11 protein-coding genes are annotated in these 14201 nt (G+C 68.2%); 3 read left to right on the forward strand and 8 right to left on the reverse strand.

Annotation, left to right across the window (positions count from 1 at the left end; translation table 11 throughout):
- The first annotated feature begins 37 nt into the window (after positions 1-37).
- The gene (locus tag A9179_RS02670; RefSeq protein WP_187804319.1) at positions 38-922 is read left to right on the forward strand and encodes a LysR family transcriptional regulator; all 885 of its coding nucleotides are present in this window, start codon (positions 38-40) and stop codon (positions 920-922) included.
- A gap of 33 nt (positions 923-955) precedes the next feature.
- Positions 956-2230 (forward strand): lipid IV(A) 3-deoxy-D-manno-octulosonic acid transferase, encoded by a 1275-nt coding sequence (waaA, locus tag A9179_RS02675; protein ID WP_187804320.1) that lies wholly within the window; start codon positions 956-958, stop codon positions 2228-2230.
- Here waaA and A9179_RS02680 read toward each other — a convergent pair.
- Together A9179_RS02680 and A9179_RS02685 are read right to left on the reverse strand one after the other, a co-directional pair.
- The gene (locus A9179_RS02680) at positions 2192-2743 is read right to left on the reverse strand and encodes a metal-dependent hydrolase (protein WP_187804321.1); all 552 of its coding nucleotides are present in this window, start codon (positions 2741-2743) and stop codon (positions 2192-2194) included. The two genes, waaA and A9179_RS02680, sit on opposite strands and share 39 nt — an antisense overlap.
- Entirely contained in the window at positions 2740-4287 is a 1548-nt protein-coding gene (locus A9179_RS02685) for a histidine kinase (RefSeq protein ID WP_187804322.1), read from the reverse strand. Before A9179_RS02685 ends, A9179_RS02680 begins: the two co-directional genes overlap by 4 nt.
- Before the next feature lie 228 nt (positions 4288-4515).
- On the opposite strand from A9179_RS02685, the gene serB reads away from it, so the two are divergent.
- Positions 4516-5730: a phosphoserine phosphatase SerB gene (gene serB, locus A9179_RS02690; protein WP_223123160.1), complete on the forward strand. Its 1215-nt coding sequence runs from the start codon at positions 4516-4518 to the stop codon at positions 5728-5730.
- Positions 5731-5785: 55 nt separating this feature from the next.
- Here serB and A9179_RS02695 read toward each other — a convergent pair whose 3' ends face one another.
- From A9179_RS02695 to A9179_RS02720, 6 genes are all read right to left on the reverse strand, one after another.
- A complete protein-coding gene (locus A9179_RS02695) occupies positions 5786-7855 on the reverse strand; it encodes an EAL domain-containing response regulator (RefSeq protein WP_187804324.1) in 2070 nt (689 codons plus the stop codon).
- 69 nt (positions 7856-7924) lie between these two features.
- A complete protein-coding gene (locus tag A9179_RS02700; RefSeq protein ID WP_187804325.1) occupies positions 7925-9736 on the reverse strand; it encodes a molecular chaperone in 1812 nt (603 codons plus the stop codon).
- 156 nt (positions 9737-9892) lie between these two features.
- Complete coding sequence (locus A9179_RS02705) at positions 9893-10861, reverse strand: HPP family protein (RefSeq protein WP_187804326.1); 969 nt, start codon at positions 10859-10861, stop codon at positions 9893-9895.
- A complete protein-coding gene (gene asd, locus A9179_RS02710) occupies positions 10861-11721 on the reverse strand; it encodes an archaetidylserine decarboxylase (protein WP_187804327.1) in 861 nt (286 codons plus the stop codon). Before asd ends, A9179_RS02705 begins: the two co-directional genes overlap by 1 nt.
- A gap of 19 nt (positions 11722-11740) precedes the next feature.
- On the reverse strand, positions 11741-12556 hold the full coding sequence (locus A9179_RS02715; protein WP_187804328.1) for a rhodanese-like domain-containing protein: 816 nt from the start codon (positions 12554-12556) through the stop codon (positions 11741-11743).
- 88 nt (positions 12557-12644) lie between these two features.
- Positions 12645-14174, reverse strand: coding sequence for an HDOD domain-containing protein (locus A9179_RS02720; RefSeq protein WP_187804329.1), 1530 nt, complete (start codon positions 14172-14174; stop codon positions 12645-12647).
- Positions 14175-14201 lie beyond the last annotated feature (27 nt).

Below are 14201 nucleotides of genomic sequence, written 5' to 3' on the forward strand. Positions count from 1 at the left end.
GGATAAAGTGATTACCTATCTGTAATGGAGATTGGTTATGCAGTGGAGCCTGGAGCAGATCCGCCTGTTCGTCAGCGTCGCCGAGGGCCAGTCCTTTTCCGCCGTGGCGCGCCGGCTGCAGCGCGCGCAGTCGGCGGTGAGCAACGCCATCGCCCTGCTCGAGACCGACCTCGGCGTACTGCTGTTCGAGCGCAGCAGCGGGCGCCAGCCGCGCCTGACCGCGGCCGGGGTGTCGCTGCTGGAGGAGGCGCGCGAGGTGCTGCGCCAGTGCGAGCGCCTCGACGGCCGCGCCCTGGGCCTGGTGCGCGGCGAGGAAGTGCGCCTGCGCCTGGCCCAGGACGAGGCCATGCCCTACCAGCCGGTGCTGGACAGCCTCGAGGCCCTGGCCCAGGCCTTTCCCCTGCTGGAAGTGCAGCTGGCCAGCGGCGCCCAGGGCGACGTGGCGCGCAAGCTGCTGGAGCGGCGCGCCGATCTCGGCCTGCTGTTCCACCACGAGCAGATGCCGGCAGCCCTGGAGCGCCAGCGCCTGGGTACCATCGAGATGGTCACCGTGTGCGGCGCCGGGCATGCGTTGGCGAGCGCCGGGGCGGTCGACCGCCGCGAGCTGGCCCGGCATCGCCAGCTGCTGATGGCGCCCCAGGACAGCCAGTACCCCGGTGGCGAGCAGATCAGTCCGGCGGTCTGGCGCACCGACAGCTTCTACGCCATGGCCGAGCTGCTCATGCGCAACCTCGGCTGGGCCTGGCTGCCGCGCCACGTGGTGCAGTACCCGACCTACCACAGCCAGCTGGTCGAGCTGAACTGCGACTGGACGCCGCCGCCTTTGGTGGTGGAGCTGGTGTGCCGTCGCGACGAGGCGCTGGGGCCGGCGGCGCGCTGGCTGGCTGCGGCCTTTGCCGAGCACCTGCAGGCAATCGGCTGATTGGCCGGAGGCGCTCTGCTAAGCTGCGCGCCCATGAACAGAACCCTCTATACCCTGATCCTGCACCTGGCCCTGCCGTTCATCTTCCTGCGCCTGCTGTGGCGCGCCTGGCGTGCGCCGGCCTACGGGCGCCGCATCGGCGAGCGCTTCGCCGTCGGCCTGCCGGCGCTGCGTCCGGGCGGTATCTGGGTGCATGCGGTGTCGCTGGGCGAGAGCATCGCTGCGGCGCCGCTGATCCGCGAACTGCTGGCGCGCTACCCGGAGCTGCCGATCACCGTCACCAGCATGACGCCGACCGGCTCGGAGCGGATCCAGGCCCTGTTCGGCGACCAGATCCAGCATTGTTACCTGCCCTATGACCTGCCCTGGGCCTGTGCGCGTTTCCTGCATCGGGTGCAGCCGCGCCTGGCACTGATCATGGAAACCGAGCTGTGGCCCAACCATATCCACCAGTGCGCCAAGCGCGGGGTGCCGGTGGTGCTGGCCAATGCGCGCTTGTCCGAGCGCTCGGCACGGGGCTATGCCCGGTTCGCCAAACTGACCGCGCCGATGCTGGCCGAGCTGAGCCTGATCGCCGTGCAGACCGAGGCCGAGGCCGAGCGCTTTCGCCAGCTCGGCGCGCGCCCTGGCTGCGTCACGGTGACCGGCTCGATCAAGTTCGACCTCAGCGTGGATGCGCAACTGCAGGCCCGTGCCAGCCAGCTGCGCAGCGAGTGGGGGGCGGCGCAGCGGCCGTTGTGGATTGCCGCCAGCACCCATGTCGGCGAGGACGAGATCGTGCTCGCCTCCCACCGTCAGCTCCTGGCCGAGCGAGCGGACGCGCTACTGATCCTGGTGCCGCGCCATCCGGAGCGCTTCGCCGGGGTGGCCGAGCTGTGCGCGCGCGAGGGCTTTGCCTGTGTGCGTCGCTCCACCGGTGAAGCGGTAGCGGCCGCTACCCAGGTGCTGGTGGGCGATACCCTGGGCGAGCTGCTGTTTCTCTATGCCCTGGCCGACCTGGCCTTCGTCGGCGGCAGCCTGGTGCCCAACGGCGGGCACAACCTGCTGGAGCCGGCGGCACTGGGCAAACCGCTGCTGAGCGGCCCGCACCTGTTCAACTTCCTCGAGATCGCCGCCCTGCTGCGTGGGGCCGGCGACCTGCTGGAAGTGGCGGATGCCGGGCAGTTGCAGGCTGCGCTGCAGATGCTGTTCACCGATGCGGCGCAGGCCCGGCAGCGGGCCGAGGCAGGGCTGGGCGTGCTGCGCGCCAACCAGGGCGCGCTGGCGCGTCTACTGGACGGGCTGGCGCCGCTGCTGACGCGCCAGTAGCGCGCGCCAGGTCAGGCCGCCGGCGGCCAGCACCAGACAGGGCAGCCAGACCCAGCGCGCTTCCGAGGCCAGCACCAGCAGGCCGCGCTGACTGAAGAAACCGTTGACGAAGGGCGACACGGCAATCGGCCGCCAGGGCAGGAAGAAGCGCTGCTCGCTCCACGGCCACAGCCAGGCCACGCCGAGGCCGCCGTTGGTAGCGGCATCCAGCAGGCTGTGCGAGGCAGTCGCCAGGGCGATCCAGATTCCGGCCCGCAGCGGCCCGCAGCCGAGCAGGCGGCAGCTCAAGGCGCCGAGTACGCCGCAAAGTCCGGCGAACAGCAACGAATGACTGAAACCGCGGTGGCCGAAGGCATCGGCGTAGGCGATGCCGAGCTTGAAGGCCAGTACGTCGGCATCCGGCAGGCAGGTGAACAGCAGGCTGACCAGCAGCAGGCGCGGCGGTAGCAGCCGCGGCCCGAGTGCCAGTCCCAGGGCGAGAACCGGCAGCGGGTGGCTGATCAGGGTGGTCACGAGTGCTCGTGCATGCGCGCCAGCTGGCGCTCCAGCAGGGAGGGGTAGGGCTCCAGCAGGCGCTCGACGCAGCTGGCGCCTTCCGGGCTGGCGATCGGGCGGATGCGTGCGCACTGGCGCACCTGGGCGTCGTCGCCGATGGCGCGCTGCACCAGCAGCAGGTTGCGGCTGTGCTGGGACAGGGCCAGGGCGTCCTGGGCCGCCTCGCTGAGCAGCACCTCGGCCTGGCTCGGGGCGATGGGCTCGGCGCTGTGGGTCAGGCCCAGCTGCAGTTGCAGGGTCAGGCCGCTATCGGCCACCTCGATCTGCAGGGCATGGCCGAGGGCGCGCATCAGTTCGCCGCAGCACAGGGCGTGGGTCAGGTAGTCCTCGCCGCTCTGCGCGCTGCTGAACAGCATCAGGCTGCTGCCGTCGTTGAGGGTGTACAGCTTGCCCTGGTACAGGGTGGCGGCCTGCTCCAGGCAGTCGCGGTAGCGCTGCAGCAGATCCAGCAGGCGCGAGCGCGGCAGGTGGCGCAGTTGTTCCTGGGCACCGAGCTGGATGGCCAGCACGGCATTCTGTTCGGCCGGCAGGCTGGGCGGTGCGGGGACGAAGGGCGCTGGGGCCTCGGCATACTGTTCGCGCAGGTCGGCGAAGCCGTCGTCGTCCTCCGCGAAGCTGGCTTCGAGCGGCTGCGGCTGCGGGCTGGCCGAGGGGGCTATGTCGTAGTCGTCGTAGTCGGCATCCAGGTCGGGCACGCTGAAGCTCGGCTCGCGCGGCTCGTCGAGGTACGGGCCATCCTCGTCTGCATCCGCTTCTGCGGCGTAGTCGTACTCGTCGGCCGCCGTCGCGCTGACCACGGGTTGTGGTTTTTCCGGCACCAGGCGGGCCTGCAGCTGACGGGCCAGATCGCCGATCTCGTCCTGGCGCCCGGCGCCCGGCGCCGGATCGTCCGGGTCGCGCAGCCACAGGCGCAGCTCCATCAGCGGTGTGGAAATGTGTCGGCCGAGGCGCAGGCTGAGGGACATGGCCAGGGCCAGCAGGATCAGGCTGAGCAGGCCCATGCTCTGCAGGCTGATGGTCATCGGCTGCTGGAACTGCTGCATGTCCAGGCTCAGGCGCAGCTGCCCGGCTATCACTTCCTGGAAGGTGATGGGCGTCGAGTAGAGGCCGTCGGTCTCGCCCAGCAGGCTCTGGCTGGGGCGCGAGCCGGCCTCGGCGAGGATGCGGTTGTCCACGCTGTAGATGGCCGCATGGGCCACCAGCGGGTTCTTCACCAGGTTGCTGAGCAGTACATTGAGGCTGAGGATGTCGTTGGACACCAGCAGCTCGGTGGCCGAGGCGGCCGTCTGCACGGTCAGGCTCTGGCCCAGGGCATCAGCCTGCTGCTGCATGGCCTGCTTGAACTGCATGCCCATTACCCACGCATAGATCACCAGCGCCAGGGCGACCAGCAACAGGCTATGGCTGGCGATGCGCAGGGCCAGGGGCACGCGCCGCTGGCGCAGGGCGTGGAACAGCAGGAGGAAGAAGTTGTCGGGTTTGACCTGGACGGGCCGGTTCACAGGGCGCGGCTCTTATCGACGGAAATTGCCGCGCAGTATAACCACGGCCCCCAGGCGGGCAAAGCGCCGCCCGTGCCCTGGGGTCTGCTCCCGCTTCGCTCGCGGCCGCGACGGAGCCCGTTTTGGCGCGGGAGCAGGCCCTGGCCCCGCGAAACTGGGTAGAATGTGCGCCTTTCGATGGGCCACCCTGGCCTTTTGCCGACCTCTGCCTGCCTGGGAGTGAACGCCTTGCGCGAAATCGTCCTGATCAACATCACCGGGGAAGACCGTCCGGGTCTGACCGCGGCCATTACCGGCGTCCTTGCCCAGGGCGGGGTGAATATCCTCGACATCGGCCAGGCGGTGATCCACGACACCCTGTCGTTCGGCATCCTGGTCGAGATCCCCGACACCGAGCAGGCCTCCTCGGTACTCAAGGATGTGCTGTTCACCGCCTACAAGCTGGATCAGCAGGTGCGCTTCACCCCGGTCTCCGAAGCCGACTACCAGCAATGGGTCAGTGGCCAGGGCAAGCCGCGCTACATCGTCACCCTGCTGACCCGCAAGGTCACTGCCGAGCAGCTGCAGCGGGTCAGCTCGATCACCGCCAAGTACGGCCTCAACATCGACCATATCGATCGCCTGTCCGGGCGCATGGCGCTGGACATGCCGGCCGACCAGGGCAAGGGCTGCATCGAGTTTTCCGTGCGCGGCGAGCCGGCCGATGCGGTAGCGCTGCGTGCCGAGTTCCTCAGCGTGGCCCAGGAGCTCAACGTCGACATCGCCTTCCAGCGCGACTCGCTGTTCCGCCGCAACCGCCGCCTGGCGGTGTTCGACATGGACTCGACGCTGATCGAGGCGGAAGTCATCGACGAGCTGGCCAAGGCTCATGGCGTCGGCGAGCAGGTGGCCGAGATCACCGAGCGCGCCATGCGCGGCGAGCTGGACTTCCGCGCCAGCTTCAAGGAACGCATGGCCCTGCTGCAGGGCCTGCCGGAGAGTGTGCTGGCCGAGATCGGCGCCTCGCTGCGCCTGACCGAAGGCGCCGAGGTACTGTTCGCCGAGCTCAAACGCCTGGGCTACAAGACTGCCATCCTGTCCGGTGGCTTCAGCTACTTCGCCAAGCAGCTGCAGGCCAAGCTGGGTATCGACTACGTGTATGCCAACGAGCTGCAGATCGTCGATGGCAAGGTCACCGGCGTGGCCGTCGAGCCGATCGTCGACGCCCAGCGCAAGGCCGACCTGCTGAGCGAGCTGGCGGCCCGCGAAGGTTTGCGCCTGGAGCAGACCATCGCCGTCGGCGACGGCGCCAACGACCTGCCTATGCTCGGCCTGGCCGGCCTCGGCGTGGCCTTCCGTGCCAAGCCGCTGGTCAAGCAGTCGGCCAAGCAGGCGATCTCCACCCTGGGCCTGGACGGCATCCTCTACCTGCTCGGTTTCCGCGATCGCGACGGCCGCGACTGAGATTCGCAGGTCAAAAAAGCCCCGCATCTGCGGTGCTTTTTTATTGCGATGCGGATTACTCGTCGCCGGCGGAGAAGTCGTAATCCATCGACTGGCTGGGGCCCTGCAGGTAGTGACCCTGGATGTAGTTGACCCCGGCCTGCCAGAGGGTGGCCAGCACGCTGGCGCTCTCGACGAAGGGCACGATGGTTAGCTTGGCCTGGGCGTGCAGGCTGGCCAGCAGGGTCTTCAGCGCTTCCTGGTTCTCCGCGCTGGACAGATCCTGGGAGAACGAGCCGTCCACCTTCACGAAGTCCACGCTGAGGTGCTTGAGCGTGTTGAACGGGTTGAGGGCGCAGCCGAACTGGCTCAGGGCGACCTTGCAGTGCAGTTCCGCCAGGCCCTGGGTGAGCGCCTTGGCCTGCTTGAGGTAGGCGGTGGCGTCGGTCTCGCCGATCTGGAATACCAGCGAGTCGGAGGGCAGGCGGGCGGCCTTGAGGGCCACGCTGAGCCAGGGCAGCAGGGTCTGATCCTGCAGGCTGTTGCCGGACAGGTGGACGAACAGGCGGGTGCTGTGGCCCTTGCTGCGGTGTTCGGCGAGCAGCTTGATCGAGTTGAGGATCACCCAGCGGTCGATCTTCTCGGCCAGGCCGGCTTCGCGGGCGGCGTTCATCAGGTCGCCGGCCGGTACTTCCTCGCCTTGCGGGCTGAGCAGGCGCAGGAGCACCTCGTAGTGCTCGTCGCTGTCGCCGCGCAGGCTGATGATCGGCTGGAACAGCAGGCGGAAGCTGTTGTTCTCCAGGGCCTGCTGGAGCATGGCGATGATGCTGCCGCGGCTGGCAGCGGCGGCCAGCTCGTCGGCCGGGTTGAACACCTTGATGGCATTGCCGCCGCTGATCTCGTCGGCGCAGCGGTGGGCGCGGTCGATGACTTCCTGGGCCTTGCTGGTCTGCTCGCCAAGGCCGGCGACGCCGATCGACAGGGTGGTCTGCACGGTACGGCCGCTGACGTCGAACAGATGGCCTTCGGTCTTCTTCAGCAGGCCGGCGAGCTGCTCGCGGGACTGTTCGGGCAGCAGCTCGGGCAGCAGCACGGTGAATACGTCGTCGCCGAAGCGGGCGATCTGGGTGCCACTAGGGAAGTGGTTGCGCAGCAGGTTGGCCAGGTCGGTGAGCAGCAGGTCGATGCCGGCCAGGCCGACTTCGCCAATGACCTCGCTGTAACGGTCGACACGGATGTAGGCCAGGCTGGACACCTGGTTGGCGGTGACGGCGCGCTGGGCGGCGGCATCCATCAGCTCGAGGAAGTGGGCGCGGTTGAACAGGCCGGTGACCAGATCCTGGCTGCTGATTTCGCGCAGTTTCTCTTCCAGCTCGGCGTTGTCGGCTTCGGCGCGGATCACCACCTGGATGCACGGTTCACCGTCATAGGTGGCCGGGGAGAAACTCATGCGCGACTGGAAGCGCTGGCCGTTGGCCTTGACCCCACCGCAGGCCAGTTCGGCACTGCCTTCGGCGCTGGAGTAGTTCTTCAGGAAGTCCTTGAAGGCGGCCTGATCTTCGCTGGCGATCAGGTCGATCATCGGCATGCCTTCCAGCTCGTCGCCGTCCTCGTAGTCGAACAGCTTGAGGTAGGCGCGGTTGGCATAGATGTGCATGCCATCGTGGACATAGGTGATGGCGTCCACCGAGCTGTCCAGCAGCAGCTGGCAGCGTTTCTCCGCTTCGCGCAGGGCGACTTCGGAGTTGCGCCGGGCGCGGCGCTCCTCAAGGTTGGCCAGCTCACGGTTGGCCACCAGGATCAGGCGCTCGTCTTCGCCTTGCGGCAGTGCATCCTGGGCGCCGAGCATCAGGGCTTCGGTGATGGAGTCGGAGTCGTTGCCGGCGACCAGCTGGATCACCGGAATGTCCTTGGCCTGGCGGCGGATGGCGGTGATCGCCTCGCTCGGTTCCAGGTGCTCGCTAGTGGGGGCGCTGATCAGCAGATCCCAGCTCTGCTGCAGGGCTTCGGCGAGGTTGTCGCTGGAGCTGATGCGATGGACGCGGGTGGCCCTGCCGGCATTGCGGAACAGGCTGACCAGGCGCTCGGCCTCGTTCTGCGAATCCTCGAGGATCAGCAGGCGTATGGTTTTTTTTTCGATGGCCATGGGCGTGAAATGCTATGGAAGCGCCGAAGAACGGGCGCAAAAAGGCGACAAATGGTCTGTTCCGGCAATCTACAGCGACTTCCAGAGTGAGTCAAAGTCTTCCTCGCTGCCCTTGTTGGCGCTTTTCTCGGCTGTGACGGGCTTCCCGTCGGGCTCGCTGACCTGGCCCAGGTTGCGGTATTCGAACTGGCTGAAACTGCCGGTGCTGGTCTGCCGGCGGCTGAGCACGGCGCGGCGTTCCTCACCGTTCAGGTTGATCAGTACCTTGTTGCTCTCCTGGAAGGGCAGGCGTGGGGTGATCAGGCTGGCCGGGCGCGAGATCACACGGATTTCCGGCAGCAGCAGGGCGCGCAGGAACTGGCTGTTCTGCTCGCTCTTGCGTATCAGCTGCAGGCCGCAGGGCTGCGCATGGGGGGCGATCAGTTCGATGCCCATCTGCGTGCCGCCGCCGCGCACCTGGCGAATCCAGCGCACCACGGCAACGCTCCAGGCCTGCTCGGGGCTGTCCTGGATGCCCAGCAGTTCGCCGGCCTGCAGCTGGCTGGGGACTTCCTTCGGCCAGCTCAGGCAGTAGCCGCCGGGGCTGTGGTTGACGATCGGCACGTCGAAGGTCGGGTAGCTTTCCGGGTTCTCCGGTGCCGCGCTGGCGTTGTTCTTGCTGGCGCCACGGTACTGGATGGTCTCCAGTGGCATGCCGGGCTCCCAGTGGCTTTCGCGCTGGGCGTCGAAGGCGGTCGACCAGATGTCCGGGCCGCCGCCGGTGTTGCCGACCTTGAACTGGGCGCTGCGGACTTCCTCGGGACGCTGCAGCACTTCGGCGAAGGGTTTGCCGCCAGCCAGGTAGAAGTGCACGGCGGACATGCCGATGCACAGGCGCAGGTTGCCGCGCCCCGGATTGCGCTGGAAAGTGCGTTCGGCGATGTCGCCCCAGGCCGAGCTGAGGTGCTGCAGCAGGTCGCTGGTCATGCCCTCGGGTACGGGCAGGCGGCGTGGCTGCGGGCTGTCCTCGGGGAGCAGCAGGTGTTCCTTGATCGCGTCGACCAGGGCGTGCGGATCGAGGCCGAGCAGGTTGTGCAGTTCGCTGTCGCTGAACAGCGATTTGTAGCGCGGCGGGCCATCCAGCTGCGGGGCGATGACGAACAGGCTGTAGGGCTCGTCGGCGGCATGCAGGCTGGCCAGGTTGCTCCAGCCCTCCAGTGCTTCGGCCAGGCGTGCGATGCTGCTCTGGCGCATCTGGTTGCAGCGCGCGCAACCCAGCAGCAGGGCCACGATGTAGGTCTGTTCCGGGCTCAGGCTCTTGCCGTTCTGTGCCAGGCGATCGGTGACCTGGGCATGTTGCAGGTTGTTCTGGCGGGCGATGCGGTACAGCTGGTGCAGTTCCAGCCACAGCCCCTCGGGCACCGGGCAGTACAGCTGGCTGGCGCGCACCAGCGGGCCGCACAGGCTGTGCAGGGCGCGTTGCAGGGAGGCGGTCAGCAGCGTGGCGCGTTCCTTGGTCAGGCGCGGCAGCTCCTGGGCGATGATCAGTTTGTAGCCGATGGCCAGGTGGTTCTGCAGGGCCTGGCAGAGGTTGGCGACCTTGCGCGGGCGTTCGTCGAGGACGATCGACTGGTTGAGGAAATGGCGCTCCAGGTGGCGGCAGACGAATACCACTTCCGGGCGCAGCAGTTCGAGCAGTTGCAGGCGATTGTCGCTGGTGGTGATCAGTTGGTTGAGTTCCACCAGGCCCTGGTAGAGCTGGCGGGCGGTCTCGCCGATGTTGGCCTTGGGCAGGCCGGCGATCCAGCGTTTGAGTTCACGTGGGTTGGCATCGCAGAAGGACAGCCCCTGTTTATCTGGAGTGGGAACGCGCAGGAGCAGGTGTGGGCTCTGTTTATCCATACCGGGGTTTGTATCCGTAACAGGCTGGGCCTAGTCCCCGTTGTGCAGGGACTTTCGGCAACTCTAGCAGTATCCCGGCGGTGCCGCAGCCCTAGGCTGCGCGCTGCGCGGGTATCGGTTCTGACACGATGGGGCGGGGGATGTTCCTGCCGGTATTCAGTTGGACGGTGCGCTGGCGACTGCCGATTCGTCCGGGCTCACCCGCACCCAGCCGTCGCCCTGACGGCGCACGGCACCGGCGGCCCAGCTGGCCATGTCCTGACGGCGGCAGACGCCGGTGTTGCCCTGGCCGGAGCCGGCCACCACCTTGTAGATCACCTGATCGCGCAGGCCGCGGCCTGGCTTGCCGGCGTCGATCACCTGGCGTACGGCCCAGGCATCGCCGGGTAGGGCGTTGCTATAGCAGGCGCCGAGCAGGATATCGGCGGCGACCAGGCGTTTGGCCTGGGCATGCTGCTGGGCCAGCTGCATGACTTCCAGCAGGTCGTCGAAGCGGATGTCCAGGTAGGAATCGACCTGGCGCAGGGCGTGGTAGAAGTCTTCCGGGCTCAGCCCGCCGGGGTTGGCCACCGGCTGTGGTTGGCGCGCCAGCACGGCGGGGTAGCGGCGCCAGGGGAACAGGCAGTTGAACAGCACGGCCACCAGCAGCATCACCGCCACGTTGAGCAGCACCGGGCTGAGCACGAAGGCGAAGCCCAGGTCATGGATGGCCTGGCCGCCGATCACTGCGCTGAGGGCAGTGGCGCCACCGGGCGGATGGATGCAGCGGGCGTATTGCATGACCAGAATGGCCAGCGCCACGGCCAGCGCGGGGGTAAAGGGCGAGTCCGGCAGCAGTTGCTGGCAGATCACTCCGACCAGCGCCGACAGACCATGCCCGCCGATCACCGCCCAGGGCTGCGACAGCGCGCCGTGGGGCACGACGAACAGCAGCACGGCACTGGCGCCCATCGAGGCAACCACCCAGAACGCTGCCTCGGTGGGCAGCAGCCAGTGGGTGACTGCGTAGATCAGGCCGATGCCGACGAAGGCACCGAGGGTCGCCAGGTATTTCTCCAGGTGGCTGGTGGCGTCGGCGCCCCAGCCCAGCAGGCGCCGGCAGTACAGCCAGAAACCGTCCTGCATCAGCTGCGCGGTTGTGCCAGGGCCTGGCCCATGCGCACCGGGCTGCCGGCGACCAGGCCTTCAGCCCACTGCACCTGCTGCGGGCCGAACAGCACGATGGCGGTGGAGCCGAGCTTGAAGCGGCCCAGTTCACCACCCTTGGCCAGCTCGATGGCGGCGCGTGCGGCTTCATCGTAGCGGGTGGTCTTCAGCTCGCGCTTCGGCGGGGTGACCAGGCCGGCCCAGACGGTTTCGATGCTGGCCACGATCATCGCGCCGACCAGCACCACGGCCATCGGCCCGCGCTCGGTGTCGAACAGGCAGACCACCCGCTCGTTGCGGGCGAACAGTTCGGGGACGTTTTCCGCGGTGGTCTGGTTGACCGAGAACAGCCGGCCCGGCACGTAGACCATTTCCTTCAGGGTGCCGCCCAGGGGCATGTGCACGCGGTGGTAGTCCTTGGGCGACAGGTAGATGGTGGCGAAGTCGCCGCCCATGAACGGCGCGGCGCGCTCGGCGTCGCCGCCCAGCAGTTCCAGCACGCTGTAACTGTGACCCTTGGCCTGGAAGATGCGGCCTTGCTCGATCGGGCCGAGCTGGCTGACCGCGCCGTCGGCCGGGCAGAGGATGGCGCCGGGAGTTTCATCCAGCGGGCGTGCGCCGTCTTTCAGAGCGCGGGTGAAGAAGGCGTTGAAGTGCTCGTAGGCCGTCAGGTCTTCGACCTGGGCTTCGCTCATGTTGACCTGGTACTGCTGGGCGAACCAGCCGATCAGGCGGTTCTTGAACCAGGCGGCGCGGCATTCGGCGGCGCAGCCGATCAGGCGCGACAGCAGGTGGTGGGGCAGCAGGTACTGGCTGAGGATAAACAGGCGTTGTTTCATCGGAGTTCCTTGAAGAAGCTTAATTCGCGACCGGGGTGTCGGGGTGGTTGCCCCATTCCGACCAGGAGCCGGCATAGGCTTTGACCCGCGGATAGCCGAGGGCCTTGGCCACCAGGTAGGTGAAACCGGAGCGGCGGTGGGTCTGGCAGTGGGTGATCACTTCCTTGTCCGGGGTGATGCCCAGGCCTGCCAGCACCTGCGCCATGTCGCTGCGGATGCGCAGGCCGCGCTGGCCGTCCATGCCGGCTGTCCACTCGAAATTGACCGCGCCGGGGATATGCCCGCCACGGGCGGCGAGGACTTTCTCGCCGCTGAATTCGGCCGGCGAGCGGGCATCCCAGATCGCCAGGTCGCTGGCGCCCAGGCGGCTCTGCAGGTATTCGCGGCTGGCGGTGGGGGCATCGTGCAGGGTCAGGCTGACCGAGCTGGCAGCCACGGCGGCTGGCTCCAGGCTCAAGGGACGCTGCTCGCTCAGCCAGGCCTGCAGGCCGCCGTTGAGGTAGTGGTAGTGCGCGTGGCCGATCACGTCGAGCAGCCAGATGAAGCGCCCGGCCCAACCGCCGCCTTCGTCGTCGTAGACCACATAGACAGCATCGGGGTTGTGCCCCAGCTCGCCGAACAGGGCTTCAAGCTGGGCCGGTTCCGGCAGCAGGCCGGGCGCCGGTGGCTGGCCCAGCTGGGTGCGCTTGCTGTCGACCCAGCGGGCGCCGGGGATATGGCCCTCGGCATAGCCGGCGGCGCTGCTGAGGTCGACCAGGATCAGTTCGGGCGCCTGCAGGCGGGCGGCCAGCTCGGCAGGCTCGATCACCAGCGGCAGGGCGGAGAAGGCGGACATGTGAGCCTCCGGAAAACGGGAAAGGGGCGGATTGTAGCGGAAAGCGCGGCGCCCCGGTCAGCAGCCGTCACACGGCTGGCGACGGGGTTCAGCTGCCGCGCTTGGCGAAGGTGGCGAGGGCGCGCTCGATGCACTGGGCGGTCTTGCCGAACACCTGCAGTTGCGCATCGCTGATGGCGGCACCCTGCTGGTCGGCCACCAGCAGCATCACCACCCGGCCATTGCTGGCCAGCGAGCGCAGCAGCAGGTGCTCGCTGGGGAACAGCGCCTTCAGGCTACCCGGCAGCAGGGCGGAGAACTGCGCCACGTTGGCCGGGGTCAGGCGCAGTTGCCCGGCCTGGCTCAGCAGGCGGCGCAGTACCTGGCTCTGTGCCGGGTCGAGGCGCAGCTGGCCGGCCTCGACGGGCAGGCCGGCGCTTTGCTGGGCCAGCAGGCGGGTATGGTTGCGGTCGGCCAGCAGCACCAGCAGGCGCGGCATGCCGCCGGCCAGCAGGGCCTGGCGCGCGCAGTCGGTCAGCTGCAGCACGTTGGCGAACGGTGAGGGCTCGGCCAGCAGGCGGGTGCACTGCTGTTTCCACTGCGCCAGGGCGCTGCTGTCGGGCAGGGCGGCGGCCGGCGCGGCCGGGCTGGCCTGCAGGTGACAGGCATCCCAGGGCCACAGCAGGGCCTGTGCGGGGTGCCAGAGTCCGGGCTGGGCATGCTGGCGGGCGCTGATGACAGCCTGCTGGTGGATCAGCTGCTGCACCTCGCCCAGGGCGGTCTGCAGGTACAGGCCGGTCAGGCGCTGCCAGCGCAGGCTGTGCGGGCAGCTCCAGTTCTGGTGGCTGGACAGCGCCAGACCGTTGGCCAGCAGGATGCTGTTGGCCGGCTGGCTGAGCCAGCGGCGCAGGGCCGGGTCGGCATCCAGCATCTGCTGCTGGTGCAGTGGGTGTTCGTTGTCGTGGGCGATATGCAAGGCCTTGACCAGCAGGCGGCGGTCTTCCACCAGCAGGCGGTAGCTCTGCACTATCCACTCGGGCAGGCGCCAGTGCCGGGCCAGCGCCAGGCATAGCTGCAGCAGCGGTACGCCGAGCAGCTCGCGCTCTACCCGCGCGGCTGGCTCGCCGCGGCGCAGCACACGTTCTTCCCAGGCGGCGAACAGTTCCGGCTGGGTGAAGACCAGCGGCCACAGCGGGGCGAGCAGCAGCAGGCTGCCCCAGTGGATCTCCTGCCACAGGCGCGCCAGGCGGCCGGCGAACAGGCCGTTGGCCTGCTGCGAGGCGTGCAGGCTGATCAGCTGCAGCTGGCCGAGGGCGGCGGGCAGCTGGTTGTCGGCGACCGTGGCCATCTGTCCGAGCAGGGCTTCGGTGCGCTTGAGGCCCAAGCGGTTGAGCGCCATCTCCAGGGTTTCCGCTGGCTCGCTGAAGCTGTTGCTCTTGCGGTTGACCTCGCGCAGCAGGAGCAGGGCGAAGGTCGGGCAGTGCTGGATCTGCTCGGCGATGTCGCGCAGCGAGCGGCGGCTGTCGAGCAGGTAGCGACGTACCCGCTCCTGCTGGCCGAGGGTAATCGGCAGGCGAGCGCCGTCGAGCTGCTGGAGCCAGCCATCGAGAGTACGCGGAGCGGATTTCTGAGTGGGCATGCAGGTTGAGCCAAACTGGCTTTTCGC

This window comes from Pseudomonas alcaligenes (genome assembly GCF_014490745.1).
Taxonomy (GTDB): Bacteria; Pseudomonadota; Gammaproteobacteria; order Pseudomonadales; family Pseudomonadaceae; genus Aquipseudomonas; species Aquipseudomonas alcaligenes_C.